This window comes from Streptacidiphilus rugosus AM-16 (assembly GCF_000744655.1).
In the GTDB taxonomy this organism is placed as follows: Bacteria; Actinomycetota; Actinomycetes; order Streptomycetales; family Streptomycetaceae; genus Streptacidiphilus; species Streptacidiphilus rugosus.
This window is the reverse complement of record NZ_JQMJ01000004.1, coordinates 6,910,497-6,936,268: the sequence shown is the minus strand read 5'-3', so window position 1 is coordinate 6,936,268 and position 25,772 is coordinate 6,910,497. Positions and strand designations below refer to the sequence as shown.

Here is a 25,772-nt window from a genome sequence, read left to right as displayed (position 1 = left end):
TCTGCGTCTCGGGCTTCACTTCTCCCCTCGCCCCCGACCTCGGGCTTCAGTCCCAGCCCCAGTCCCAGCCCCTGGCCGGTCCGCGGCCTTTCGGTCTCCAGGGAGTCCGGTCACGGTGGGGCCTCCGAAGGCGGCTGCAGCCTGTGGCCGGACTGCGAGGCGATTCCCCGCTGTCGGCGGCTGAAGGCCCTGGCGGCCCGGAGCCTCAGAGGGCCAGCGCCTCGGGGAGGGGGCGGGCGTGGAGGACGGTGAGGCCGGAGACGGCGCGGGTGAGGCAGACGTAGAGGCGGCGGAGCCCGGTGCGGAGGTCGGCCTCGCCGTCCACGATCGCGGCGGGCTCGTCCAGGACCACGTAGTCGTACTCCAGGCCCTTGGCCAGCGACGCGGGGACGAGGGTCAGTCGGGCGTCCGCGGAGGTCTCCGAGCCGGGGTCGAGGAAGGGCAGGCCCGCCGCCTCCAGCGCGGCGGCCAGCACGGGAATCCGCGCGTCCGCCGCGATCAGGCCGGTGGAGCCCTCGTGCCCGAGCGCCGCGACACAGGCCTCCACGACGGCGTCCGTCAGCGCCGGCGGCGTCGCCGGGGCCAGCGCGCAGGCCGCGTCGAGCGCCGACGCGTCCTCCGCACCGGTCGCGCCGGTCACCGGGGCCACGCGCCGGATCGCGAGCGAGTCGGCAGTGTCGCGGATCGAGGTGGCCGGGGCGAGGTCCGGTGCGATCTCCGGAAGCAGCAGCGAGGCGTACTCGATGACCTCGCCGGGCACGCGGAAGCCCGTCGTCAGCTCCTCGACGCGGGAGCCGGGCTTGCCCAGGTGCTCCAGGGCCGTCGCCCAGGTGTCCGTGGACCAGGGCGTCGTGCCCTGGGCGATGTCGCCGAGCACCGTCGCCGAGCCCGTGGTGCAGCGGCGGCCGACCGCCCGGTACTGCATCGGGGAGAGGTCCTGCGCCTCGTCCAGCACCACGTGACCGAGCGAGGGCGTCCGCTCGACCAGGTCCCGCGCCTCGTCGACCAGCACCGCGTCGGCGGGCGTCCACGCCGCCGTCTTCACGCTGCGCCCGGGCCTGGGCCAGAGCACGACCGCCTGCTCCTCCGGCGTGAGCAGCCCCTCCGCGCACCGTGCCAGGAACTCCGGGTCCGAGAGCAGGCGCAGCACCAGCTTCGCCGGATCCACCGGCGGCCACAGCGCCTTGGCCGTCGCCTTGACGGAGGCGCTGCGCGCGACGGCGTCCTGGACGCGGTCGTCGGGGGCCTCGCTCGCCTGCTCCATCTTCACCAGGACGGCGTGCGCGATCCGCTGCGGAAGGGCCGCCTGCGCCGCGCCGTAGCGGATATCACGGTTCATCAGTTCCCGGACGATCTCCTCCAGTTCGTAGGAGGCGACGCGCCAGCGACGCGAGCCGCGCACCACGACGCAGCCCTCCGTCGGCATCGTGATGCCGGAACGCACCGCCCGTCGCAGCACCTCGGCCATCCGGGCGTCGCCCTTGAGGCCGGCCGCCTCCGGGCTGTCCTGCCCGCGCAGCGGCACGTGCGCGACCAGTTCCTCGACCGTCGCCTGCGCGACGTCGAGCTCGCCGAGGGCGGGCAGCACCTGCTCGATGTACTGCAGGAAGGAGCGGTTCGGGCCGACGACCAGCGTGCCGGTGCGGGCCAGCCGCTCGCGGTGGGCATAGAGCAGGTAGGCGACACGGTGCAGGCCGACGGCCGTCTTCCCGGTGCCGGGGGCGCCCTGGACGCAGACGGTGCCGTGCACGTCGGCGCGGACGATCTCGTCCTGCTCGGGCTGGATCGTCGCGACGATGTCGCGCATCGGGCCGACGCGGGGGCGCTCGATCTCGGCGGCGAGCAGCGCGCTCGTGCCCGTCTGCTCCTCGGGGTCGGTGAGGTGTTCGTCCTCGTAGGCGGTGAGTTCGCCGCCGGTGTAGCCGAAACGGCGGCGCAGGCCGACGTCCAGCGGGTCCTTCTTGCTGGCGCGGTAGAACGACTGGGAGACCGGCGCGCGCCAGTCGATGACCATCGGATCGCCGTCGTGGTCGTGGACGTGGCGGCGGCCGATGTAGAACCGCTCGCCCTCGCTGCCCTCGGCCAGGTCCGCGCCGGGGGCGTGGAGGAAGTCGAGCCGGCCGAAGAAGAGCGGGGTGTCGGCGAGGTCGGCCAGGGCCTTGATCCGGTCGTCGATCTCGCGGGCGAGGATCGCGGCGTTGACCCAGTTGCCGGTGACGTCGCGGATGTCGAGCGCCTGGACGTCCTCGCGCATGGCGCGCAGCGCGGCGCGGGAGGAGGCGAGGTGAGCACGCTCGCGGTCGAGGGGATTGGCGGTTGCAGGGGAGTGCGCAGGCACGAAGAAGCCTTCCCGGCTGCGCGAGGACCGGGGGGTGCCCGGCGCGCAGCGGTCTCAAAAGGTCTGCGGTGGAATTTGAGAGCCGCCCGGTTGCCGTCCGGGCGGCGCCTCCCCACGTGCGTCCCAGGGAGGCGGCAGACCGGAAACCCTATACCCGCGCCTGGGTGGCAGGCGAATCATTTATTCCGAGCAGATCAGGGGTAACCCTGATGGACGGATGAGGTGCGGTACCTCTCGGGGATGAGCTGGTGGGGGCCGGGGATTCGATCCGTGGTCTGACGACTTCGCGGGGCCCGAAATCTACGGTGGAGACATGGCTACCGCACACGTCGAAACCCGTCCCCAGCCCCGCGTCCGCAGTCACCCTCCCGTCGTCGCCCGTGGCGCCACGAGGGCTGAACGGCGCCCGCGCAACCCCCTCGCCGCCTGCGCCAGAGGCGTCGGCATCGTGGCCACCACGGCCTTCTCCGTCGTCCTGCTCGGCAACGACGGCCTCCCTGAGGACCTCCTGCACAAGGACTGACCAGCCGGCCGGCGACCGACCGGCCCGCTACCGCACGCCCGCTACAGCACGTCGTCCGCGTCGATGATCCGGTAGGCGTAGCCCTGCTCGGCCAGGAACCGCTGCCGGTGCGCGGCGAAGTCCTGGTCGATGGTGTCCCTGGCCACGACCGAGTAGAAGTGCGCCATGTGCCCGTCCGCCTTCGGACGCAGCACGCGGCCCAGCCGCTGGGCCTCCTCCTGGCGGGACCCGAAGGTCCCCGACACCTGGATCGCCACCGTCGCCTCGGGCAGGTCGATGGAGAAGTTGGCGACCTTGGACACCACCAGCACGCTGATCTCGCCCTCACGGAAGGCGTCGAACAGCTTCTCGCGCTGCGCGTTCGTCGTCTCGCCCTTGATCACCGGCGCGCCGAGCGCCTCGCCCAGCTCGTCCAGCTGGTCGATGTACTGACCGATGACCAGCGTGGGCGTGCCCCGGTGCTTCTCGACGAGCGCCTGGGTGACCCGCCGCTTGGTCGCCGTGGTGGCGCAGAAGCGGTAGCGCTCCTCCGGCTCCGCCGTGGCGTACGCGAGCCGCTCGTGGTCGGTGAGGGTGACCCGCACCTCGCAGCAGTCGGCCGGAGCGATGTAGCCCTGCGCCTCGATCTCCTTCCACGGGGCGTCGAAGCGCTTCGGCCCGATCAGCGAGAACACGTCCCCCTCGCGGCCGTCCTCCCGCACCAGCGTCGCGGTCAGGCCGATCCGGCGGCGGGCCTGCAGGTCGGCGGTGAACTTGAACACCGGCGCGGGCAGCAGGTGCACCTCGTCGTAGACGATCAGGCCCCAGTCGCGCGAGTCGAACAGCTCCAGGTGCGGGTAGACGCCCTTCCGCTTGGTCGTCATGACCTGGTACGTCGCGATGGTGACCGGACGGATCTCCTTGCGGGCGCCGCTGTACTCGCCGATCTCGTCCTCGGTCAGGGTCGTGCGCTTGACCAGCTCGTGCTTCCACTGGCGGGCGGAGACGGTGTTGGTGACCAGGATCAGGGTGGTCGCCTTCGCCTTGGCCATCGCGGCCGCGCCGACCAGCGTCTTGCCGGCGCCGCAGGGCAGCACGACGACGCCGGAGCCGCCGTGCCAGAAGCCCTCGGCGGCCTGCTCCTGGTAGGGCCGCAGCTCCCAGCCGTCCTGGTCCAGCTCGATCGGGTGCGCCTCGCCGTCCACGTAGCCCGCGAAGTCCTCGGCCGGCCAGCCGAGCTTGAGCAGCACCTGCTTGATCTGGCCGCGCTCGGAGGGGTGCACGACGACGGTGTCCGGGTCCAGCCGCTGGCCGACCAGCGGCATGATCTTCTTCGACCGGAGGATCTCCTCCAGCACGGGCCGGTCGGTGGTGGTCAGCACCAGGCCGTGCACGGGGTGCTTGCTGAGCTGCAGCCGGCCGTATCGGTCCATGGTGTCGGCGACGTCCACCAGCAGCGCGTTCGGCACGGGGTAGCGCGAGTACGTGACCAGCGCGTCCACGACCTGCTCGGCGTCATGCCCGGCGGCACGCGCGTTCCACAGGCCCAGGGGCGTCACCCGGTAGGTGTGCACGTGCTCGGGCGCCCGCTCCAGCTCCGCGAACGGCGCGATGGCGCGCCGGCAGGCGTCGGCGTCGGCGTGACCGGTCTCCAGCAGCAGGGTCTTGTCGGATTGGACGATCAGCGGCCCGTCGTTCACGTACGTCTCTCCTCCGGTGCCGGGCGATGGCCAAACCCCAAGTGTCCCGCATCGCGCCCCGGACCGGAAAGCTACAGCTGATCGATGGCCGTGAGGTCGATCTCCACGGGGAACGGCCGACTGAGTACCAGGCGGTCGTGATAGACGCCTGCGAGGTTGTAGACCCGCTTGTCGTGGTCGAGTTCGAAGACCTGCACGACGGGGTGGTGCCATCCCTCGGAGGCGTCGACCAGCCAGTAGTGCTCGATGCCTGCGCGGGCGTACTTGTGCGGCTTGGTGTCGCGGTCACGCGCCTCGGAATCGGGCGAGACCACCTCCACGGCAAGGAGCACGTCCTCCACCGCGTAGCGAGTCCGGCCGAGACCCACGGCGTCCGCCTTCACGACGCACAGATCCGGTTCCGGGGCGTTGCGTTCGTCGAGCACCACCGCCATCTCCCGGCGAACCCGGTAGGCGTCGGGAACGGTGGCCCGTAGACCGACATCCAGCAGAAAGATCATCAAGCTGTGGAATTCCTTCTGCGGACTCACGAATACCAGGCTGCCATCGATCAGCTCGGTGTGCGGCGGGAGGTCGGGCAGGGTCAGCAGGTCGTCCACGGTGTAGCCGCCGACGGGCGGCCGGTGCCAGCGGTGCACGGGCTCAGCGGTCATGGTTCCTCCCATGGACGGGATTCAAGCCATCGCTCTCACGGTAGCGGGAGCCGCTGACCGTCACACCACCCGATCGTGTGAGGACGATACGTTTCGTCGGGGCGGGCGGGCCGTCACAGCTTCTTGGTCAGCCGCTCGAAGCGCAGGTCGTCGCGGAGCGGGGTGCCGACGCGGTCGTTGCCGTAGGGGAAGGGGGAGTACTCGCCGGTGCGGGTGAAGCCGCGGCGTTCGTACCAGGCGATGAGGTCGGCGCGCTGCACGATCACGGTCATCTCCATCTCGCCGACGCCCCACACCTCCCGGGCGAAGGTCTCGGCCCGGGCCAGGACGGTCCGGCCCAGGCCCGCGCCCTGGAGTTCGGGGCGGACCGAGAACATGCCGAAGTACGCCGTGCCGCCCCGGTGTTCCAGCTGGCAGCAGGCGACGATGCGGTCCTCCCGCTCCACCACCAGCATCATCGAGCCGTCCCTGGTGATCACCGCGGCGACGCTCTCGGCGTCGGTCCGGCGGCCCTCCAGCAGGTCCGCCTCCGTGGTCCAGCCCGCGCGGCTCGACTCGCCCCGGTAGGCGGACTCGATCAGCGGCACCAGTGCCGGGATGTCCGCGAGCTCGGCGGTCCGGAAGCGTGCGTCGTCGTTCGACACGGGTCTCCTGTTCTTCAGGCCTCGTCGGCCGCCAGTTCGGCGACGCCGGTGATGCGGTGGAGGGAGAAGGTGCGCATCTCCTCGTGGAACTGGTCGAAGGCGGTGACGAAGCCGCCCTCGACGCGGACCGGTTCGATGACGCGCTGGCTGGCCGCGCCCTCCGCGTTGACGTAGCCGATCCAGACCGGGTCGCCGGTCAGGACGGCGGTCTGCAGGGTGGCCAGGGTCTCGGCCGCCGGCGTGCGGGGGAGCGGGCCGCCGGGCGTCTCGGCGCGGTGCGGCACCGTGGCGGCGCGGTCGCCGGCGCGGATGGCCTTGACCGCGGCCGACAGCAGCGCCCGGGTGACCGGCGGCGGGCCGTCGGGGACGGGCGCGGGCGGCGTGCGCGGCGGCGTGCGGCGGGCGTCGGGGCGGGAGATCAGGACGTCGCCGTCGGCGGACTCGGCCGCCGGGGCGTAGCCCATGGCGCGCAGCGCCGTCAGCACCGCGGTCGGCTCCGCCTGCGCGGCCAGCACGGTCGGCGCCAGGCGGCGCAGCCGCAGCTGCGCGGCGCGCCGGTCGGCGAGCAGCTCGTCCAGCAGTGCGTCGTCGTCGCAGCGCAGGTACGCCGAGGCCGCGCCGACCCGCAGCCGGCCGTGGCGCCGGGCCACGTCGTCGATCAGGTACGAGAGCGGTTGCGGCACCGGCGTGCTGGAGTGCTCGGCCAGGAACGCATGCAGTTCGGCCGCGCTGCGGCCGGCGTCCAGGGCACGGCGCACCGAGTCCGGGGTGAAGCGGTAGACCGTCGCGCCGCCCTTCGACTCGACGTCCGCCGCCACGCCGAGGGTCTGGGCGAGCGGCGTGCGCAGCGGTCCGGGCGCGATGGCGGTGAGGTCGGGCTGGAGGATCACCTGGTCCAGCGGCTCCGGGAGCAGCGGAGCGAGGCGGGCCTGGGCCGACGTCTCGTCACCGTCCAGCAGCGGCACGGCGTAGCGTGCCAGTGCGCCCCTGCCGGTCAGACCCAGCTGCTCGGCCTCGTCCAGAGTCCAGCCGACCAGCCGGTCCCGCAGCTCGCCGCCGCGCAGCGGCCGCTCCCAGCGGACCCTGGCGGTCAGCGATGCGGGCTCGCCCGTGCCGCCGGGCGGCAGCGAGGCGAGGAGGCTCAGCACGTCCCGACGGATCTCCGGCGCCAGCGCCCGGTCGAGCCCGCCGCCGAGGGCGGGCAGCACCTTGTCCTTCGCGTCGCGGCTGCCGACCAGCGCGGCCAACCGGGTCGCAGCCAGCCAGGTGCGGGCCAGCAGCAGCCAGCGCTCGGCGACGTCCTGCCGCAGCCACTCGTCGTAGGCGGGGGTCGGCGCCCAGCGCTCATCGGCCTCGCCGTCGGGCGCCAGCAGTCCCGCGCCGTAGGCGAGTTCGTACCAGAAGGCGGTCGTCGGCTCGGGCAGGTCCAGGGCCTGGGCGGCGCGCCGCAGATCGCGGACGCCGAGGCCGCCGGCCCGCAGCACGGTCGGCGGCTCGTTGCTCCACAGGTCGAGTGCCTCCTCGACCGTGCGGACGGCCGTGAAGGCCTGGGCGGCGGCCGCCCGGTCCGCCTGGTCGGGGCCGATCGTCCGGGACGTCGCCACCGTCGGTGCGGTCGGTTCGAGCTGACGGTGCGCCAGGCCGTCCCGGAGGAAGAGCGCGACCTCGCGCGGGAGTACGACGGCGTCCCGCCCCGCGGGCAGCAGGAAGCCGCGTGCCTGGAGCCACTCGACGGGGGTGCGTGCGTCGGCCGCGCGGACGGCGCGCGGCGGGGTCGCGCCGAAGGGAGGGCCCCAGACCAGCTTGTTCAGCGCCGCCCGTGCGCCCTCGGGCGCCTGCGCGAGCAGCGCCTCCGCCCGCGCGCGGTCGGCGAAGAGCGCGCTCAGCGACGCCAGCGCGCTCACCTGGTCGTGGGTGCTGGGCAGGCCCGCGTCCGCGAGGATCTCCTGCAGCCGACCGGGCGAGATCCCCGCGCCCGCCTCACTGAGCACCGGCCCCAGCCCTGTCGGCCCCGGCTGCCCGCCGCTCGGCGCCAGCACGTCGCGCGCGGTCCGGATCAGCCGCAGCCGCTCCGGCTCCCCCCACAGCAGGGCCGCGTCACGGAGCGTCGCGAGCGCGGGACCGAGCACCGCCTCGACCTCGGGCTCCTGCGCGGCGCCGAGCAGCGTGCGCAGCTCGGCAGGCTCGCACGGGTCGGCGGCGACGGCGAGCGCCTCGGCGACCTGGAGGGTGAAGCGGTCCAGCCGCTCCAGCGCGCGGATCACGCTGGCCCGGGTGGAGCTGCGGGTGGCGAGCTGCGTCAGGTCGGCGGGCACCGGATGCACCAGATCCGGGCGGGCCCGCAGCAGCGCGCCGAGGGCGTCGTCGTCCCGACCGCGCAGATCCTCCGCGAGCGTGCGCGGCGCGACCGGCGCCGGTGCCTGCGCGCGGGGCGCCGCCTTCGCCGTCTTCGCCCGGGGAGACCCCCCGGTTCTCCCGGTGCTCATCCGACTCAGATTACCGGCAGCCTGTGACGACAGCCTGGGTGCGGGATCAGCGGATTCCGTGGAGACGGCGCCGAGGGCGGGCGTCCCTGAGCCGACCGGGGCACGGCGGCCGTCCGGTCCGGCTCAGCCGGTGGCCCAGCGGGCGGGGGTGTCGGTGTGGCGGCCGGTGCGGGAGCGGTGGGCCTGCGCGTCCAGGAGGGCCTGGGCCTCGGCCAGGTCGCGGAAGCGGGCGGTGACCGCGACCGGGCCCTTCGTGGAGTGGAGCTGGAGCTCCGCCAGGCCGAGCGCCCGGGTCAGGGGGTTCTGCCTCAGCGCCAGGCTCTGCGGCTTGGCGTGCGGGATCACCTCGGTGCGGCGCACGGCCAGGCCCTTGACGCTGACGAAGACCCGCTCGTCGTGCCCGCAGCCGGAGCGAGCAGCCCAGAACGGTGCGATCCAGCGGGCCCGGCGCGGCGGCCGGGTCAGTTCGACGGCGTCCAGGTCCAGGCCCGGCCAGAGCCGGGACAGCAGGGCCACCGCCTCGGCCTTCGGCGCCACCGGCAGCAGCACGGAGGCCTTCTCGCTCTGCCCCGCCACGTTCAGCCGCACCCGGGCCCAGCCCGCCGCCCGCCACAGCAGCGGCTCGTCGATCCGCACCGCCTGCACCCGGCCCGGCGGCACCGTCTGGTGCTTGCGCTCCAGCAGACCGGTCCCGATCCGCAGGCCGTCGGGGGATTCGGCCACCGTGAAGGAGAACTCCGCCGCGAAGCGCTTGAACGTGCTGGCCCAGAGCGCCGCCAGCAGCGGCAGCGCCGTGAACAGCCCGGCCAGGTGCCCCTCCAGGAGCAGCGGCAGGGAGACCACCGCGGCGCTGATCGCCCAGACCCAGGTGGCGACGCTCAGCGCGATGGATCCGAGCAGCCGTCCCCCCGGCAGCGCGTACAGGACGCGCTGCGGCGCCTCGCCCGCGTCCGGGGCCAGCCCGGCCGCACGGGCGAGCAGCTCCGCACGGAGCGCGACAGCCTGGCCGACCGCCAGGTACTCCAGCGTCGACCGGGCCTTCTCACCCCCGGCGGCGTCGAACTTGAGCACCGCCACGCCGGTCAGCCGCGCGGCGAGCGGGCGGACGACGTCGATGGCCTGGACCCGGTCGAGCCGGATGTCGCGAGTCCGCCGGAAGAGCACGCCGCGCTCGACCCGCAGCTGGGTGCCGTCCACCCGGAAGCGGGTGAAGCGCCAGGCGAGGAAGCCGTACCCGAGCGCGAGCGGAACGATCAAGGACAGGCCGAGGCCGACCCGGTCGGCGGTGAGGTCGTGGAGGAGATCGTGCGCGTTGCGGACGACGCCGAAGACCAGGGCCGCGAGCAGCGCCCAGCCGCGCAGGAACGGGGTGAAGGGATGCAGCCGTCGCCAGCCCGCGGTCTCGGCGGGCAGGGACTCCACGGCGGGATCCGGGCTGTCGGTGCTCACAGGCCCGCCTGGCGGGCCTCGCCGCGCTCCGCGAGGGCGTCACGGAGTCGTTCAGCCTCCGCCGGCAGCAGCCCAGGAATGCGGGCCGCGCTGAACGGCGCGGCGGTGTGCAGCTGCACCGAAGCGACGCCGAAGGCCCGCTCCAACGGCCCGGCCTCCACGTCGACCGCCTGCATCCGTCCGTAGGGGACCACGAGTTGACGCCGCCAGAGCACGCCGTGGACCAGCAGCAGGTCGTCCTCGCGCTCGGCGAAGCGCCAACTCGCCCAGTTCCGCCCGATCACGCGCCAGCCCCACGCCACCAGCGCGGCCGGCAGCAGCGCGAGCAGCGCCCACCCGCCGTCGGCGAGCACGCCGAGCAGCACGCCCACGAGCACGGTCAGCGGCACACCGACCGCCAGCAGCAGGGTGCGCCGCAGTCGGCGCAGCCCCGGAGGCAGCGAGTACCAGTGCAGATCTACGGGTACGGGGGTCACATCCACGGACGCCAGCCTAAGCTGACGCGGGGTGGCTGCGGCAGGGCCGCTGGAAGGGCGGGGAGCGGGATGGGGATCGAGAGCGAGCAGCTGGTCTACGACTACCTCAGCCGCGTGGGCGACCTCGCGGGCGCCTCGCCCGCTCTCACGGCGTCGGACCGCGCCCGGCTGGTCAACACGCTGCGTCAGACCATAGACGCCCAGCAGGCCGCGGCGGCCCCGCGCACCCCGAGGGCGGCGGTCGGCTCGGTGCGGAAGATCCTCGCGGGGCTCGGAACGCCGGACGAGGTGGTGCACCGAGCGGCGGTCGGCGGGCTGCCCGCGTCCGGACCCGAGGTCCCCGGGCGAGGCCCCTCCGCCCCCTCCACGCCGTCCGTGCCGAGTCAGGGCAGCGCCCCGGTGATCGAGGGCCGCGCCGAGTTCACCCGCGCGGACGCGGGCGATCCGCTCGGCCCCGGCACGACCTATGCGACGGACTGGTGGAGCCTGGGCGGCGGGGGCGCGGGAGGGAGCCTCGGCGGCGGATACGGCGGCGATCTGCCGGCGCTGCAGCCGCCGGGCTGGTCGGGCGCGTTCGCGGACGAGTTCCTCCGCCCCGACCGGACGGGTCTGGTCGACCCGGTCACGGGCATCCCGACGTCCCGTCAGCTGCCGCCGGAGACCCCGGCGCCGGCCGCGGCTCCCGCACCGAAGCGGGGCCTACTGCGGCGGGTGCTCACCCCGACGCCGCCGGCGGCTCCCGCGGCTGGGCCGGTGGCCGGGCCGGGGAGGGTGCAGCGGGGGCCGATCCCGCTGGTGGAGGGGCTGGCGACGCTGGTGCTGGCCGCCGCCGTGGTGACGGGGCTCTGGTACGTCGCGCTGCTGGGGTGGCTCTTCGCGTACGCAGGCCGCCGGTTCGGGCGTGGGTTCGGCAGGTTCGTCGCGCTGTGGGTCCCCGGCCTGATCGCGGTGGCCTGCGGGTTCTGGCTCTACAGCCGCGCGGGCCATGCGCCGGGACACCCGGGCCTGACCCCGGCGCAGATGACCGCGGCGACGCACAACGCGTTCACCTTCTGGCTCCGCGGCTCGGCCGGCGTCTCCGCCGCGCTCCTCACCTGGCGCATCACCCGCCGCTGATCCCCTCCGGGGGCGCGAGGAGGCCTTCCGACAAGGGCCAGTTGCACTCACCTCAGGGGCGCGAGGAACTGCGCTCCTGCGGCGCGCGGACGCGGCACCTCGGATCAAGGGCCAGTTGCACGACCTCAGGGGCGCGAGGAACTGCGCGGCCAAGCCACTGGTGACCAGATGGTCCTCAACGCGCAGGGCCATCCGCACAGGGTGGTTTCTCGCGCAGTTCCTCGCGCCCCTGAGCACTTGCCTGGTTCCTCGCGTGCAGAAGGTGCTATTCGCGGCGGGCCGTGGTGTAGCGGAGGGTTGTGGGGTTGCGGAGGATGCCGTCGGCGTCCCGCAGGGATTCCAGCGCTGCCAGCGCCGCGGCGCGCGCCGCCGGGAGGCGGTCGGCGGGGATCTGCTCCAGCCAGATGCGGCGGCCCGTCGCCCACTGCGAGCGCCACCACGCGTCGCCGCTCTCGACGATGCCCACCGTCCGTTCCTCCACCGTGCGGACCTCGGTGAAGCCGCAGGCGTCCAGCAGGGAGGCGATCGACTCCACCGTGTCGAACGCGGGGTGTCCGCCCCGCGCGCCCTGGGTCGGGGAGGAGGCCGGCAGCGGGTTCTCCAGGAAGGCCAGCGCAGCGTCCAGCGGGCGGGTCCAGCGCGGGTCGACGCTGCCGAAGGACGACATCGCGAAGCGTCCGCCGGGGGTCAGCACCCGTCGTGCGCTGCGCAGCACCGCCTCGGGATCCGGGGTGATGAAGATCATCAGCCCGGCCAGCACCGCCTCGAAGGAGCCGGCGGGGAAGCCGGGGTCCTCCGCGTCGCCGACCCGGACGGCGACGTTACGCAGGCCGCGCGCGGCGACCTGCGCCGCCGTCGCGTGCGCCATGCGGGGGGAGAGGTCCAGCCCGGCCACGTAGCCGTCCGGGCCCACCGCCGAGGCGGCCGGGAACAGCACCGCGCCCCGGCCGCAGCCGAGGTCCAGCACGCGGTCGCCCGGGCGCAGCCCGGCCTGCGCGACCAGGCGGGCGCCGTTCGCGCGGAAGAACTCGCCGTTGACCTCGTCGTACGTGTCGGCGACCAGGTCGAATCCCTCGGCGATGAACGCCTTCCTGGCCGCGCGCGCCTTCTCCGGTGTCTGTTCCTGGGTCGGCTGCTTCCCCTGCTCGGTTGTCGTCGGCATAGCTGCCATGGTGTTACCGAGTGACCTGCATCACAAGACTCATGCCGCGTATCGTCCGCTAACCGCCCAAGTAGCGCTGAAGTTGAGCCAGGATCAGGTTCGCCCCGAAGTACCCGATGCCCAGGTACCAGAGCTGGTCGTCGACCTCGAACGCGCGGCGCGCCTTCACGCCGGACAGGTTCTTCCAGGACGCGCTGTTCACCACCTCGGTGGTGTGCGCCCTGGCCGGATCGCCGTAGGTGGCGTAGAAGATCGTGCTGCCGTCGGCGTCGCCCAGATCCGCCGCCGTGGGGATCACGACCTCGAACGCCGGCACGTTCTGCGCCGGCGGCCGGCCCAGCTGGACCTCGGCGAGCAGCGAGCCGGTGAAGTTGTTGTTCGCGTAGGCGCGCGGGTCCTCGTCCTGGACGAAGCGCACCAGGCTGATCCGCTGCTTCCTGGTCGCCGCCGAGCCGCCCAGCGCCGCGACGAACTGGTGCACGTGCTCCTGGTAGGCCGTGGTGATCGCGTCCGCGGCGTTCTGCTTGTTCAGGGCCTGCGCGTGGAGCTGGAAGTTGTCCTTCCAGGCGGCCCCGTTGCTCTCGGTCAGCACCGTCGGGGCGATGGCGGCCAGCTGCTCGTAGCGGTCGCCGTCGCGGGTGCGGTTGGAGAGGATCAGGTCGGGCTCCAGACGGGCGATGGCCGCGAGATCGGGCGCGCCGACGGTGCCGACGAGGGCGATTCCGGAGAGCCAGCTCGCCGGGAAGTAGTGCGGCAGGCCCGGGTCGAGTGCGGGCCGCGCCGCGCCGACGGGGGTCAGGCCCAGGGTGAGCGCGGAGTCCAGCTCGCCGGTGTCCAGCACCACGACCCGGCTGGGCTGCTCCGGCACCTGCACCGTGCCGGTCGCTGCCGTCACGGTGCGCATCGGGGAGGGCGCGGCGCTCGTCGCGGCGGCGGCCGTGGTCGAGGCCGACGCCGTGGTCGAGCCGGGGGTCGGGGTCGCGTCCGAGCTGAGCGGCACGCGGCCGCTGCCGGTGCAGCCCGCGATCCCGGCGACGCCCAGCGCGCCCAGGGCGCCCAACGCACCGCCCAGCACCGCTCTGCGGGAGTAGGCGCGCGGCATTCTGCCTCCAGTGCCCGAATTGCGGCCTTTATTGAGAGGAGTATCACCCACCAGCGCTGACTTAGGGTGAAGGCCATGACGACGCAGACGGCGCTGACCGTGGGATTCGATCTCGACATGACGCTCATCGACTCGCGGCCGGGCATCGCGCGCGCCTACGACCTGCTCGCGAAGGAGACCGGCACGGTCATCGACAGCGCGCTCGTCGTCTCCAGGCTCGGACCGCCGGTCGAGATCGAGATGGCCAACTGGTTCCCCGCCGAGGAGGTCAAGGCGATGGCGGACCGCTACCGGCAGCTGTACGCCCAGCACGGCGTCGCGGGCGTCACCCCGCTGCCCGGTGCGGTCGAGTCGCTGGCCGCGGTGCGCGCGGCGGGCGGCCGCTCGGTGGTGGTGACCGGCAAGTACACGCCCAACGCCCGGCTCAACCTCGACGCGCTGGCGATGCGCGTGGACGCGCTGTACGGCGACGTCTTCGGCGCGGGCAAGGCCGAGGCGCTACGGGCCGAGGGTGCGGGCGTCTACGTCGGCGACCACCTCGGCGACGTCGCGGGCGCCCGCGAGGCGGACGCGTACGCCGTGGCCGTCACGACCGGCCCCTACGACGCGGCGAGCCTGCGCGAGGCGGGCGCGGACGTGGTGCTGGCGGACCTCACCGAGTTCCCCGCCTGGCTGGACGGCTACCTGGGGTAGTCCGGCAGGCCGGCTAGGACGCGCGGCGCTGGGAGCGGGCCGTGCGGAAGAGGCCGGCCAGGGCGACGGCGAAGCCGAGCGGCATCGTCATGCAGACGAAGTACGCGGCCGTGGGCAGCCGGTGCAGGCCGAGGAAGAGCGGGGCGACCGTGGCGATCGTGGCCACGGCGCCGAGGGCGAAGAGGATCGCACCGATGCGCACCAGGAGGTCGCCCGGGGAGGTCGAGTCAGCGTTCACACCCTCCACGCTAACCGGTCCGCGCGGGTGGTCGCCCGGCACGGGTTAGCCGCAGGCCCCGTGGGGGTATGCACGTCACGCACGGGGACCGTGCGAATGCGCTGCGAATGCACTGTGAATGCACCGCGGATCGACGGTGGCCGGCAGGCCGGAGGAGGAGGTGCGCCATGACCGCCACGCGAGTACGCCGTGGGCCGACTCTGGCGCCGGTGCCTCCGGCGGAGCAATCCGGTCGATCATTCCGGCGCCGAACTGGAACAATGGCGCGGCGCTAGCTCGCGTGCAGCACGCGCGGCGGTCCGCCGCACCCCGTACGACACACTCCGACTCACCACCGATGAGGTCTCCCCATGCCTACGGGCAAAGTGAAGTGGTTCAACTCAGAGAAGGGCTTCGGCTTCCTCTCCCGCGACGACGGCGGCGATGTCTTCGTGCACTCCAAGGCGTTGCCGGTCGGGGTGGAGTCGCTGAAGCCGGGCCAGCGGGTCGAGTTCGGCGTGGTCGCCGGCCACCGGGGTGACCAGGCGCTGACGGTGACCCTGCTGGAGGAGGCGCCGTCGCTGGCGGCGGCGTCGCGCAAGAAGCCGGATGAGCTTGCCGCGATGGTGCAGGACCTCACGACGGTCCTGGAGAAGATCCTCCCCGGCCTCCAGAAGGGCCGCTACCCGGACAAGCCGGTCGGCAAGCGGGTCGCCACCCTCCTCCACCACATCGCCGACCAGCTCGACGTCTGACGTCGGGCGATCGGCCCCTCAGGGGCGCGAGAAACCACCCTGTGCGGATGGCCCTGCTCGCTCGGGGTTGTCCCTACGTGGGTGGCTTGTCGCGCAGTTCCTCGCGCCCCCTGAGGTGGTGCAACCGCCCCTTTGCTGAGCAGCCCCGCGCCCGCGCGCCGGAGGCGCGCAGTGCCTCGCGCCCCTGGGGGTCGTGCAACTACCGGATGAGTTCGGGGGCGACGGGGGGGACCAGGCCCTGGGCGGCCGCGCGGGTGAGGAGGCCCTCGACCGCGGCGTAGCCGGCGTCGGCGAGGTCCTCGGTGAACTCGTTCACGTAGAGGGCGATGTGCTGGTCCGCGACGGCGGGGTCCATCTCCTGGGCGTGCGCCAGCACGTAGTCGCGGGAGAGGGCCGGGGCCGCCCACGCCTGGCGGACGCTCGCGCGGATGGTGTCCGTCAGGGACTCCAGGCGCTCCGCGCCGAGTGACCGCTTCGCGATGATCGCGCCGAGCGGGATCGGCAGGCCGGTCGCGGCCTCCCAGGCCTCGCCCATGTCGGCCAGGCAGCGCAGGCCGAAGTTCTGGTAGGTGAAGCGCGCCTCGTGGATGACCAGGCCGGCGTCGACCTTGCCGTCGCGGACCGCCGGCATGATCTCGTGGAACGGCATCACCACGATCTCGCCCAGGCCGCCGGGGACCGCCTCCGCCGCCCAGAGGCGGAACAGCAGGTAGGCCGTGGAGCGCTCGCTCGGGACCGCGACCGTGCGGCCGCGCAGCGCCGCCGGGTCGGCGGCCGTCGCGGGGGAGTCGGGGCCGGTCAGGACGAGCGGGCCGCAGCCGCGGCCCAGCGCCCCGCCGGTCGGCAGCAGCGCGTACTCGTCCAGGACCCACGGCAGCTGGGCGTAGGAGATCTTCAGGACGTCCAGCTCGCCGCGTTCGGCCATGCCGTTGGTGACGTCGATGTCCGCGAAGGTGACCTCGGGGGCCGGTTCGCCGCCCACCACGAGACCGTGCGTCCAGGCGTGGAAGACGAAGGTGTCGTTCGGACAGGGCGAGTACGCGATACGCAGAGGGTTCACTTCACCAGTGTCGCGTACGGCAGGGCGGCGAACACGCCCGCCAGGGCGTCCAGCGCCTCGCCGATGCGCCAGGCGGCGCGGTCGCGCGGGCCGACGGCGTTGGAGACGGTGCGGAGCTCCAGCACCGGGACCCCGTGTCCGGCGGCGGCCTCGGCCACGCCGAAGCCCTCCATGGCCTCGGCGACGACTCCCGGGTGACGCCGCAGCAGTTCCGCCGCGCGCTCCGCGCTGCCGGTGACGGTGGAGACGGTGAGCACCGGGCCCGTCGCGGTGCGCAGGCCGTGTCCGCGCAGCGCGCGCACGACGTCGTCCGCCTGGGGGCAGTCGTGGCGGACCCGCCCGAAGCCCAGCGAGGCGACGTCGGTGAAGCCGTCGGGCGTCTCCGCGCCCAGGTCGGCCGCCACCATCGCTTCGGCGACGACAGCGCAGCCCAGCGGCGCGGCCGGGGCGAAACCGCCGGCGATGCCGGCCGAGACGGCCAGGGCGTACCCGGCGTCCGGTGCGAGCGCCAGCGCGGTCGCGGTGGCCGCCGCCGCAGCGGCCGGTCCGACGCCCGCCACGACCACGTCCACCGGGCCGCAGGCGGTCAGCGCGTACCCGCCGGGAAGCGGCGGTCGGGGGGTCTCGGCGTGGTGGCCGTTCGCCGTCCGCACGCCACGCAGCACCGCCGCCGCTTCGGGAGCGACGGCGGTGACGACGAGAAGGCGGGGGGAGGTCAGTTGGAGACCTTGAGCTGGAACAGCCACTCGCCGTAGACGGTGTTGCCGCTCTTGTCGGTCTCGACCACGAGCACCGGACCGTTGGTGCCGACCGTGCTGGCCCCGGTCGACTGGTCCTGCGTGGTCAGCACCTGGGCGGTGGAGAGCGGGCCGGCGTAGGCGTTGGTCGTGTGCTGGACCAGGGTGCCGGTGGAGTAGCGGGCGAGCCAGCCGTTGTGGACGACGGGCTGGTCGACGTTGATGCCGAAGGTGCTGTTCGCGCTCGGGACGATCGCGGTCGGGAGCAGCTTCTCGTCGGTCAGCGCCGCCTTGATGGAGACGCCGCACTTGGCCTGGGCGGCCTGGTCCATCGCCTTGCCGTCGTTGTAGCAGCCCTTCAGCGGCGCGATCTGGGTCCAGTGCGACCCGGCGACGACGGCCACGTTCGGCACGGGCTTGCCGCTGCTCACGCCCCAGGCGGCTCCGCCCGCAGCGATTCCAGCGCCGACGACGACGAGACCAGCAAGGGCGGCGACTCCGCGGTTGAGACTCATGGTGCTGAGGCTACCGTCCCGCCGGGATCACGCCACGTCGGGGGCGGTCGATGTGCGGCGCGGCCGCAGCGTCAGCCTGGTCCGGACAGCCCACAGCACGGCCACCGCCAGCAGGCCCGACGCGGTCGCCATGCCGACCACGCCGACCAGCGGCAGCACGATGCCGAGGCCGCCGCCGAGCACCCAGGTCAGCTGCATCAGGGTCTCCGAACGGGCGAATGCCGAGGTCCGCACGGTCTCCGGCACGTCGCGCTGGATCGACGCGTCCAGGGCGACCTTGCCCAGGCACTGGGTCAGACCGGCCACGAAGGCGAGCACCACCACCGTCACCGCGCCGTAGGCGATCGTCGCCGCGAGCGCCGAGCCGAGGGCCACGGTGAGCATCAGGGTGACGAGAGTCTCAGGGGCACGTGTGCGCATCCAGGCGCCGAGCACCGTGCCGAGCGTGTTGCCGATGCCGAGGGCGGCGGCGACCAGGCCCAGCGAGAGCGTCGGGGTCAGCCCGCCGATCGGATGCTCGCGGACCAGGAAGGCGAGGAAGAAGGTGAGGAAGCCGAACAGCCCGCGCAGCGTGCCCTCCGCGCCCAGCGCCAGCACGACACTCGGGCCGACCGTGCGCAGCCCCACCTTGCCGGGGGAGCCGGGCGGGGCGTCCGCGTGCAGGACGGCTCGCTCCTCTCCCTTGGCCAGGTCCACCTGATGCGGCAGCGCGAAGGCCAACCCGGCGCCGATCACGAAGAGCAGGAAGGCCCCGCGCAGCGGCCAGTCGGGGCCGACCAGATGCAGCAGCGCGCCGACGGCTCCGGCGAGCCCCGTCGCCAGCAGACCCGCCAGCGAGACCCGCGAGTTGGCCTTCACCAGCGCCAGCTGCGGTGGTCGCAGCCGCGGCACGACGACGCTGCGCACCACGCCGTAGGCCTTGGAGGCGACCAGCACGCCCAGCGCCTCCGGGTAGATCTGCAGACCCGCCCCGGCGATCGAACCCGCCATCATCCAGGCCAGCGCGGCCCGCACCAGCATGCTGCCCGCCATCGCGGCGCGCCGGCCGCTGGGGATCCGGTCGAGCAGCGGGCCGATGACCGGAGCGAGCAGCACGAACGGCGCCATCGTGATGAGCAGGTAGAGGGCGACGCGCCCGCGCGCCTGGTCGGTGGGGACCGAGAAGAAGATCGTGGAGGCCAGCGCGACCGTGATCATCATGTCGCCGGCCGAGCTCACCGCGTGCAGTTCGATCAGCTTCGCCAGGCCCGACTCGCCCGCGCCCTCGGCGGAGGTGGCCTTGCGGATCCTGCGGCCGGTGGCGTGCACGATGATGCCGGTGCGCAGCGCGGCAGCCGAGGTGAACCGGTGCACGGAAGTCATCGCGCGCCGGGCCTTCCCCGCTCCCACGTCGGCCACACCCCCATGGTGCATGACCCCGCAGGCACACTGCGGTACTTTGCCCCGGCGGGTTCCTCCCCCGGGCGGGACAGCGGGCACGTGTGTCCCCCAGAATGGGAGTCTGACCGAGAACGCGCGCCGTGCCGAAGTGCCGCCGCGACGGCAGTGGTGAAACGGTGCGGAAGGTTGGGAGAGAATCAGTTCGTGATGAGTGCTGCGACGACGACGCGAAGCCGTACCCCTGACCGCCAGTGTGCCGATGCCGTGGAGTTCGCCCGGGGCGCCGCGGTCGAGGCTGCGGGCGCGCTCGCGGTCGGCGAGCACCTCGGCGTGGACGTCGACGGTGACCGGGTGGTCACCCACTACTTCGCCACCAAGGAGAACGCCTACCGCGGCTGGCGCTGGGCCGTGACCGTGACGCGCGCCGCGCGGAGCAAGCAGGTCACGCTTGACGAAACGGTGCTCCTGCCCGGCCCGGACGCGATGATCGCGCCGCAGTGGGTGCCGTGGAGCGAGCGTCTGCGCCCCGGTGACATGGGCCCCGGCGACCTCCTTCCGACCGAGGCCGACGACCTGCGCCTGGAGCCGGGCTACTCCGGCGAGGACGAGCCCGCCCCGAACTCGGTGCTGGCCGAGGACCGCTTCTCCGGCATCGCCGGGGAGGACGTGGCGATCGAGCCGTCCGGCGAGGCGGCGGCCGCCGCGACGTCGACGGAGCGGGCGCAGATCGCCTCCGTCGCGGACGAGCTGGGCATGGGCCGGGTCCGCGTGCTGAGCCGTCTCGGGCTGAACCTGGCGGCGGACCGTTGGGAGAAGGACTTCGGCGCGCACACGCCGATGGCCCAGGCGGCGCCGGCCTCGTGCGCGTCCTGCGGCTTCCTGGTCCCGATCGCCGGCGCGCTGAGCCAGGCCTTCGGCATCTGCTCGAACGAGTTCGGCCCGGCCGACGGTCGCATCGTCTCGCTCGGCTTCGGCTGCGGCGGCCACAGTGAGGCCGCGGTCATGCCGGCCCCGCCGGTTCCGGCTCCGCCGGTCCTGGACGAGTTCAGCCTCGAACCCATGCCCCTCCACCCGGACCGCACCGGCGGCTCCGTCGAGGAGAGCACCCCGGCCGAGGAGCTCGGCCACAGCTGAGGCACACGGCTCGGTTGCACTACCTGAGGGGCGCGGGGAACTGCGCGAGCAACCACCCTGTGCGGATGGCCCTGCGCGTTGAGGACCATCCGCACAGGGTGGCTTGTCGCGCAGTTCCCCGCGCCCCTGGGTGGTGCAACGGTCCCTACGTAGGGAAGCTCAGGTCCACGGGGCTTGGCCGCGCGGTTCCTCGCGCCCCCTACGGGGTCACGGTGATCGCGTCGAGTTTGGCGCGGAGGTAGGCGGAGGAGTCCACCGGCGCGTAGGTCACCGGGCCGCCGACGGGGGTGACCGTCGTGTGGGGGTCGCACTCGTAGAAGTAGACCAGGGACATCAGGTCCTCCTCCGGGGCTTCGGGCGCGGGCGGGAGCACGCGATGGCGGCCGCTGCGCCAGCGGTCGCCGGTCCAGCGGGCCATGAGATCGCCGATGTTGACGGTCAGGGCGTCCGGGTCGAAGGGGGCGTCCACCCAGCCGTGGCCGGGGATGTCGACCTGGAGACCGCCCTGTCCGGCCTGCCGGTCCAGCAGGGTGACCGTGCCGAAGTCCGTGTGCGGGCCGATCCGGAACTGGCCGGGTTCCGGCGGGCCCATGACCGAGACGCCCGGGTACCAGTTGATGTTGAGCGTGTAGGTCGGGTGCCGGGTGTGGGCGGTGAAGAAGTCCTCGCCCTGGCCCAGCGCAGAGCCCAGCAGGCGCAGCACCTCGTCGGCGACGCGGCGCATCCGGGTCAGGTAGGACTCCACCAGCGGGCGCAGCGTCGGGGCCTCGGCGTCGGGCCAGCGGTTGGGCTGGAACCAGAAGGCGTCGATCTCCGGGTCCGCGCCCGTCGGGGTGTCCGCGCCGACCGTCCAGGACTCCTTGAGGTCCGGCGGCGTGGCGGTGCCCTCGCTGTAGCCGTTGGCCTCCGCGCCCTTCGCCAGCCAGCCGCGGCCGCCGACGCTCACGCCGTACCGCTCCTTGACCGGGACCGGCAGGGCGAAGAACGCGCGGGCCGCCGCTCGGACCGCCGCGCGTTCCTCGCGGGTGACGCCGTGTCCGGTGACCAGGAGGAAGCCCGCGTCGGTCAGCGCCGCGTCGACCGCCGCCGCCGTCGCGGCCCGCGCGGCGGGGTCGCCGGAGAGCCAGGGCGTCAGGTCGATGGTGGGGATCGTGGGGATCATTCGCCGATGTCCTCGTTCCACAGCTCGGGGTTGTCCCTGATGAAGTCCGTCATCAGGGACACGCAGGTCGGGTCGTCGAGCAGGACGATCTCCACGCCGTGCTCGGCCAGCCAGTCGTGACCGCCGTGGAAGGTGCGGGCCTCGCCGATGACGACCCGGCCGATGCCGAACTGCCGCACCAGGCCGCTGCAGTACCAGCAGGGCGACAGCGTCGTCACCATCGTGGTGCGGCCGTAGCCGCGCAGTCGGCCCGCCGCGCGGAAGGCGGAGGTCTCCGCGTGCATGGACGGGTCGCCGTCCTGGACGCGGCGGTTGCGGCCCGCGCCCAGCAGCTCGCCGTCCGGACCGAAGAGCGCCGCGCCGATCGGGATGCCGCCCTCGGCGAGGCCGCGTCTGGCCTCGTCGACGGCGGTCGCCAGCAGGGCGTGGAAATCCGGAGCAGAACCCATGCGCCTACGATGCCTCAGCGGCGGCCGCCTGGGCAGAAGGCGCGAAAACCGGCACGGCCCGCAACGCGAGGTAGACCAGACCCGCGATCAGGAACCCGGCCAGGAAGGCGATGTCGCCGATCTGCGGGAAGTGCTTGGCGACCGGTCCGATGTACTCGGTCTGGTTCGAGAAGAGCCAGACTCCCAGCCCGGTGCCGACCAGCATCGCGATCGGCCCGGCCCAGTTGGCGAAGCGCGGGTCGGCCAGGTCGGCCGCGATCCGCTCGTCGCTCTGGCCGCGCCGCAGCACGCGGTCCAGGAAGACCACGGCCAGCCACGGGCCGATCCAGTAGGTGATGATCAGCAGGAAGTTGGTGTACTTGTCGCCGTAGTCGCCGAGCCCCGACCAGGCCACCGCCGTGCCCGCGACCCCGAAGAGCACCGCGACCGCGGCCCGCCGCACCCGTGCCTTCGCCAGCGCCGGCAGCCGGATGCCCATCGCCACGAAGGACAGCGCGCCGGAGTAGATGTTCAGCGCGTTCGCCGCGATGCCGCCCACCACGATCGCCAGCAGCGTCAGATCGCCCAGCCAGCCCGGCAGCGGGTGGACGAAGGCGGCGGTCAGGCTGAGGCCCTTGGGGACCGCGATGGTCACCGAGGCGGCGCCGACGATTTCCAGGAAGACGCAGGAGAAGAAGACCCCGAGCGCGGGGAAGAGCCCGACCTGCCATGTCGGCGCGGACTTCGGCAGGTAGCGGGTGTAGTCGGAGCCGTACGGGTTCCAGCCCGCCGCGTAGCCGAAGGAGGCGCCGGCCGTCAGCAGGAACGCGCCGGTGAAGGCGTGCTTGCCGTCGGCCGCGCCGACGTCCGCCTTGCTCAGCAGCACCGCGGAGGCGACCAGGAAGACCACCGTCAGCACCGGGAAGGTGTACTTCTCGGCCGTGTGGATGAGGTTGTGCCCGAAGAAGGCGATGGCCACCTGCAGCCCCGCGACGACGAACAGGCAGAGCAGCACCGGCCAGCCCAGCAGCGCGCTCAGCGCGTAGGCGGCGCTGACGCTGTTGACCGCGAACCAGCCGATCCCGGCCGTCAGCGCGTTCAGCCCGGCGGGCAGCGCGTTGCCCAGAAAGCCGAAGGCCGAGCGGGACGCCACCATCTGCGGCACGCCGAACCGCGGGCCCGCCAGCCCGAGGAAGCCGTGGGACAGCGCGCCGAGCCCGGTGCCGAGCAGGATCGCCAGCGCGGCCGGCCAGAAGCCGAGGCCGAAGACCCCGACGGCGAGGACGCCGACGAAGACGGTCGCGAACTCCATGTTGGGGGAGGTCCAGGTCCACAGCAGGCCCAGCGGCCGTCCGTGGCGTGCGGACTCGGGGACGGGCTCGGCGCCCGTCGGTTCCACGGCGAGCACATGGTCGCCGTAGGCGGCGATCTCCTCGGGGGCGGCGCCCGCTCCGGCGCCGTGCGTGGTGGTCATCCCGGCAGTGTCGGGGCGGTGCGGCAGGCTGTAAATGCGCGAAACAATCTCTTTACGGCCCGGCCGGAAAACTTCTCCTCCGTTCGCCGGCGCGGCGGTGACCGCTCCGCGACGCGGCCCGTTCCGGGGGTGCGCGCGCAAGCCGCGGGGGTCGGTGACGGATACTGAGCGCTATGGCTTACGACGATCTACGGTCCTTCCTCCGGGCGCTGGAGCGCGAGGGCGACCTCAAGCGGATCAAGGTGGAGGTCGACCCGTACCTGGAGGTCGGGGAGATCGTCGACCGGGTGCAGAAGGCCAAGGGCCCGGCGCTGCTCTTCGAGAACGTCAAGGGCTCGGCGATGCCGCTGGCCATGAACGTCTTCGGCACCGAGCGCCGGCTGGCCAAGGCGCTGGGGCTGAAGTCCGCCGAGGAGATCGCCGACAAGATCGCCGGGCTGCTGAAGCCGGAGCTGCCGCACGGCTTCACCGGCGTGCGCGAGGCCTTCGGCAAGCTGGCCGGGATGACCCACGTGCCGCCGAAGAAGGTGAAGCCGGGCGAGGCCAAGTGCCAGGAGGTCGTCCTGACCGGCGACGACGTCGACCTGATGCAGCTGCCCGCGCTCTTCACCTGGCCGGAGGACGGCGGCTCCTTCTTCAACCTGGGCCTGACCCACACCAAGGACCCCGACTCCGGCGTCCGCAACCTCGGCCTGTACCGGCTGCAGCGCCACGACCGGCGCACCATCGGGATGCACTGGCAGATCCACAAGGACAGCCGCAACCACGCCGCGGTCGCCGCCAAGCGCGGCGAGCGGCTGCCCGTCGCCATCGCCTTCGGCTGCCCGCCGGCCGTCACCTACGCCGCGACCGCGCCCTTGCCCGGCGACATCGACGAGTACCTCTTCGCCGGCTTCGTCGCGGGCGAGCGGGTCAGGATGGTCGACTGCAGGACCGTGCCGCTGCAGGTCCCCGCCGACGCCGAGGTCGTGCTGGAGGGCTGGCTGGAGCCGGGCGAGATGCTGCCGGAGGGCCCGTTCGGCGACCACACCGGCTTCTACACCCCGCAGGAGCCCTTCCCCGCGCTGACGATCGACTGCGTCACCATGCGCAGCCGTCCGCTGCTGCAGTCCATCGTCGTCGGCCGCCCGCCGACCGAGGACGGCCCGCTGGGCAAGTTCACCGAGCGCTTCTTCCTGCCGCTGCTGAAGGTCATCGTCCCGGACATCGTCGACTACGACCTGCCCGAGGCGGGCGGCTTCCACAACTGCGTGATCGTCTCGATCGACAAGAAGTACCCCAAGCACGCGCAGAAGGTCATGCACGCCATCTGGGGCGCGCACATGATGTCGCTGACCAAGCTGATCGTCGTGGTGGACGCGGACTGCGACGTCCACGACTACCAGGAGGTCGCCTGGCGGGCCCTGGGCAACGTCGACTACAGCCGCGACCTGTCCGTGGTGGAGGGCCCGGTCGACCACCTCGACCACGCCTCCTACCAGCAGTTCTGGGGCGGCAAGGCGGGCATCGACGCGACCCGCAAGCTGCCGGAGGAGGGCTACACCCGCGACGGCGGCTGGCCCGAGATGGTCCTCTCCGATCCGGAGACGGCCGAGCGCGTGAGCAAGCGCTGGAAGGAGTACGGGCTCTGATGACCACAGCAGTCGCCGCACCCGAGATCGGCAGGGCCAAGGCCTTCATGCGGCTCGTGATGATCGAGCACTCGGTCTTCGCGCTGCCGTTCGCCTACATCGCCGCCCTGACCGCGATGTTCCTGGCCGACCAGCGCGTGCACTGGGTCCAGCTGTTCCTGGTCACCCTCTGCATGGTCGGGCTGCGCACCTTCGCGATGGCCGCCAACCGGATCATCGACCGCGAGATCGACGCCCGGAACCCGCGTACCGCCACCCGCGAGCTGGTCACCGGTGCGGTGTCGCTGCGCACCGCGTACACCGGCTCGGCCGTGGCGCTGGTGGTCTTCCTGGCCGCCGCCGCGCTGCTGAACCCGCTGTGCCTGGCGCTCGCGCCGATCGCGGTGATCCCGATGGTGGTCTACCCCTACGGCAAGCGGTTCACCGACTTCCCGCACGCGATCCTGGGTCTGGCCCAGGCGATGGGCCCGATCGGCGCGTGGATCGCGGTGACCGGGACCTGGTCCTGGGACGCGGTCGTGCTCGGCCTGGCGGTCGGCGTCTGGATCGGCGGCTTCGACCTGATCTTCGCCTGCCAGGACGTCATGGCCGACCGCGCCGACGGCGTCCGCTCGGTCCCGGCCCGCTTCGGCGTCCCCGCCGCACTGTACGGCGCGCGGGCCGCCCACGTGGTGACCATGCTGCTGCTCGGCTGGTACGCCTGGCTGACCGACGCCGGCTGGGCGTTCTGGATGGGTCTGGCGGTCGTCGCGGTGGCCTTCTGCTACGAGCACACGATCGTGCGCCCGCACGACCTGAGCCGGCTGAACCGGGCCTTCTTCCAGGTCAACGGCTTCGTCGGGATCTCGCTGTTCTGCTTCGCCCTGCTGGACCTGGTGCTGCGCGGGCTGGGGATGTGACGTTGTCCGTCCCGGTTCCGCGCTGACGGAATATCACCTGCCCTCCCGTTGCTGAGCTG

Annotated in this window: 24 protein-coding genes; 7 read left to right on the top strand and 17 right to left on the bottom strand. The window is 73.1% G+C overall.

Annotated elements, in window-relative coordinates:
* Positions 1 to 205 precede the first annotated feature (205 nt).
* Positions 206 to 2,338 (bottom strand): HelD family protein, encoded by a 2,133-nt coding sequence (locus BS83_RS40230; RefSeq protein ID WP_037608324.1) that lies wholly within the window; start codon positions 2,336 to 2,338, stop codon positions 206 to 208.
* 313 nt (positions 2,339 to 2,651) lie between these two features.
* Here BS83_RS40230 and BS83_RS40225 point away from each other — a divergent pair, with 313 nt between their 5' ends.
* Positions 2,652 to 2,861 (top strand): hypothetical protein, encoded by a 210-nt coding sequence (locus BS83_RS40225; RefSeq protein WP_037608322.1) that lies wholly within the window; start codon positions 2,652 to 2,654, stop codon positions 2,859 to 2,861.
* 41 nt (positions 2,862 to 2,902) lie between these two features.
* Here BS83_RS40225 and BS83_RS40220 read toward each other — a convergent pair whose 3' ends face one another.
* The 6 genes from BS83_RS40220 to BS83_RS40195 form a co-directional block, all read right to left on the bottom strand.
* Complete coding sequence (locus tag BS83_RS40220; protein WP_037608320.1) at positions 2,903 to 4,540, bottom strand: DNA repair helicase XPB; 1,638 nt, start codon at positions 4,538 to 4,540, stop codon at positions 2,903 to 2,905.
* Between the two features lie 71 nt (positions 4,541 to 4,611).
* The gene (locus BS83_RS40215; RefSeq protein WP_037608318.1) at positions 4,612 to 5,193 is read right to left on the bottom strand and encodes a Uma2 family endonuclease; all 582 of its coding nucleotides are present in this window, start codon (positions 5,191 to 5,193) and stop codon (positions 4,612 to 4,614) included.
* 113 nt (positions 5,194 to 5,306) lie between these two features.
* Entirely contained in the window at positions 5,307 to 5,837 is a 531-nt protein-coding gene (locus BS83_RS40210; RefSeq protein ID WP_037608317.1) for a GNAT family N-acetyltransferase, read from the bottom strand.
* Between the two features lie 14 nt (positions 5,838 to 5,851).
* Complete coding sequence (locus BS83_RS40205; protein WP_051945202.1) at positions 5,852 to 8,323, bottom strand: helicase-associated domain-containing protein; 2,472 nt, start codon at positions 8,321 to 8,323, stop codon at positions 5,852 to 5,854.
* Between the two features lie 123 nt (positions 8,324 to 8,446).
* Complete coding sequence (locus BS83_RS40200; RefSeq protein ID WP_051945199.1) at positions 8,447 to 9,772, bottom strand: PH domain-containing protein; 1,326 nt, start codon at positions 9,770 to 9,772, stop codon at positions 8,447 to 8,449.
* Entirely contained in the window at positions 9,769 to 10,254 is a 486-nt protein-coding gene (locus tag BS83_RS40195) for a PH domain-containing protein (protein ID WP_408641083.1), read from the bottom strand. The genes BS83_RS40200 and BS83_RS40195 overlap by 4 nt, the downstream gene beginning before the upstream one ends.
* Before the next feature lie 63 nt (positions 10,255 to 10,317).
* Here BS83_RS40195 and BS83_RS40190 point away from each other — a divergent pair, with 63 nt between their 5' ends.
* Positions 10,318 to 11,364, top strand: a complete 1,047-nt coding sequence (locus BS83_RS40190) for a hypothetical protein (protein WP_037608315.1) — start codon at positions 10,318 to 10,320, stop codon at positions 11,362 to 11,364.
* A 265-nt stretch (positions 11,365 to 11,629) separates the two neighbouring features.
* Here BS83_RS40190 and BS83_RS40185 read toward each other — a convergent pair whose 3' ends face one another.
* The gene (locus BS83_RS40185) at positions 11,630 to 12,526 is read right to left on the bottom strand and encodes a class I SAM-dependent methyltransferase (protein WP_051945192.1); all 897 of its coding nucleotides are present in this window, start codon (positions 12,524 to 12,526) and stop codon (positions 11,630 to 11,632) included.
* 58 nt (positions 12,527 to 12,584) lie between these two features.
* Positions 12,585 to 13,628: an ABC transporter substrate-binding protein gene (locus tag BS83_RS40180; RefSeq protein WP_037608314.1), complete on the bottom strand. Its 1,044-nt coding sequence runs from the start codon at positions 13,626 to 13,628 to the stop codon at positions 12,585 to 12,587.
* 75 nt (positions 13,629 to 13,703) lie between these two features.
* On the opposite strand from BS83_RS40180, the gene BS83_RS40175 reads away from it, so the two are divergent.
* Entirely contained in the window at positions 13,704 to 14,321 is a 618-nt protein-coding gene (locus BS83_RS40175) for an HAD family hydrolase (RefSeq protein WP_037611025.1), read from the top strand.
* A 13-nt stretch (positions 14,322 to 14,334) separates the two neighbouring features.
* Here the strand turns inward: BS83_RS40175 and BS83_RS40170 are convergent, their stop codons facing one another.
* Positions 14,335 to 14,559: a hypothetical protein gene (locus BS83_RS40170; RefSeq protein WP_037608313.1), complete on the bottom strand. Its 225-nt coding sequence runs from the start codon at positions 14,557 to 14,559 to the stop codon at positions 14,335 to 14,337.
* A gap of 350 nt (positions 14,560 to 14,909) precedes the next feature.
* Here BS83_RS40170 and BS83_RS48485 point away from each other — a divergent pair, with 350 nt between their 5' ends.
* A complete protein-coding gene (locus tag BS83_RS48485) occupies positions 14,910 to 15,293 on the top strand; it encodes a cold-shock protein (protein ID WP_037608312.1) in 384 nt (127 codons plus the stop codon).
* A gap of 199 nt (positions 15,294 to 15,492) precedes the next feature.
* Here BS83_RS48485 and BS83_RS40160 read toward each other — a convergent pair whose 3' ends face one another.
* From BS83_RS40160 to BS83_RS40145, 4 genes are read right to left on the bottom strand one after another with little or no spacing between them, the layout of a single operon-like run.
* Positions 15,493 to 16,353 (bottom strand): 1,4-dihydroxy-6-naphthoate synthase, encoded by an 861-nt coding sequence (locus BS83_RS40160; RefSeq protein ID WP_037608311.1) that lies wholly within the window; start codon positions 16,351 to 16,353, stop codon positions 15,493 to 15,495.
* Positions 16,350 to 17,099, bottom strand: coding sequence for a futalosine hydrolase (locus tag BS83_RS40155; RefSeq protein ID WP_232248664.1), 750 nt, complete (start codon positions 17,097 to 17,099; stop codon positions 16,350 to 16,352). Before BS83_RS40155 ends, BS83_RS40160 begins: the two co-directional genes overlap by 4 nt.
* Positions 17,069 to 17,605, bottom strand: coding sequence for a hypothetical protein (locus tag BS83_RS40150; RefSeq protein ID WP_157597501.1), 537 nt, complete (start codon positions 17,603 to 17,605; stop codon positions 17,069 to 17,071). Before BS83_RS40150 ends, BS83_RS40155 begins: the two co-directional genes overlap by 31 nt.
* A 27-nt stretch (positions 17,606 to 17,632) precedes the next feature.
* A complete protein-coding gene (locus BS83_RS40145) occupies positions 17,633 to 19,018 on the bottom strand; it encodes an MFS transporter (RefSeq protein ID WP_408641082.1) in 1,386 nt (461 codons plus the stop codon).
* Positions 19,019 to 19,192: 174 nt separating this feature from the next.
* On the opposite strand from BS83_RS40145, the gene BS83_RS40140 reads away from it, so the two are divergent.
* Positions 19,193 to 20,119, top strand: coding sequence for a DUF3027 domain-containing protein (locus tag BS83_RS40140; RefSeq protein ID WP_037608307.1), 927 nt, complete (start codon positions 19,193 to 19,195; stop codon positions 20,117 to 20,119).
* Between the two features lie 199 nt (positions 20,120 to 20,318).
* Here the strand turns inward: BS83_RS40140 and BS83_RS40135 are convergent, their stop codons facing one another.
* The 3 genes from BS83_RS40135 to BS83_RS40125 are packed head-to-tail and all read right to left on the bottom strand — an operon-like array spanning position 20,319 to position 23,183.
* Positions 20,319 to 21,281: an isopenicillin N synthase family dioxygenase gene (locus BS83_RS40135; protein WP_037608305.1), complete on the bottom strand. Its 963-nt coding sequence runs from the start codon at positions 21,279 to 21,281 to the stop codon at positions 20,319 to 20,321.
* Complete coding sequence (locus tag BS83_RS40130) at positions 21,278 to 21,730, bottom strand: nucleoside deaminase (protein WP_037608304.1); 453 nt, start codon at positions 21,728 to 21,730, stop codon at positions 21,278 to 21,280. Before BS83_RS40130 ends, BS83_RS40135 begins: the two co-directional genes overlap by 4 nt.
* Before the next feature lie 4 nt (positions 21,731 to 21,734).
* On the bottom strand, positions 21,735 to 23,183 hold the full coding sequence (locus BS83_RS40125) for a purine-cytosine permease family protein (protein ID WP_051945189.1): 1,449 nt from the start codon (positions 23,181 to 23,183) through the stop codon (positions 21,735 to 21,737).
* A gap of 173 nt (positions 23,184 to 23,356) precedes the next feature.
* Between BS83_RS40125 and BS83_RS40120 the strand changes: the two genes are divergently transcribed.
* The gene (locus tag BS83_RS40120; RefSeq protein WP_037608302.1) at positions 23,357 to 24,814 is read left to right on the top strand and encodes a menaquinone biosynthesis decarboxylase; all 1,458 of its coding nucleotides are present in this window, start codon (positions 23,357 to 23,359) and stop codon (positions 24,812 to 24,814) included.
* Complete coding sequence (gene mqnP, locus BS83_RS40115; protein WP_037608301.1) at positions 24,814 to 25,713, top strand: menaquinone biosynthesis prenyltransferase MqnP; 900 nt, start codon at positions 24,814 to 24,816, stop codon at positions 25,711 to 25,713. The genes BS83_RS40120 and mqnP overlap by 1 nt, the downstream gene beginning before the upstream one ends.
* Positions 25,714 to 25,772: the final 59 nt, after the last annotated feature.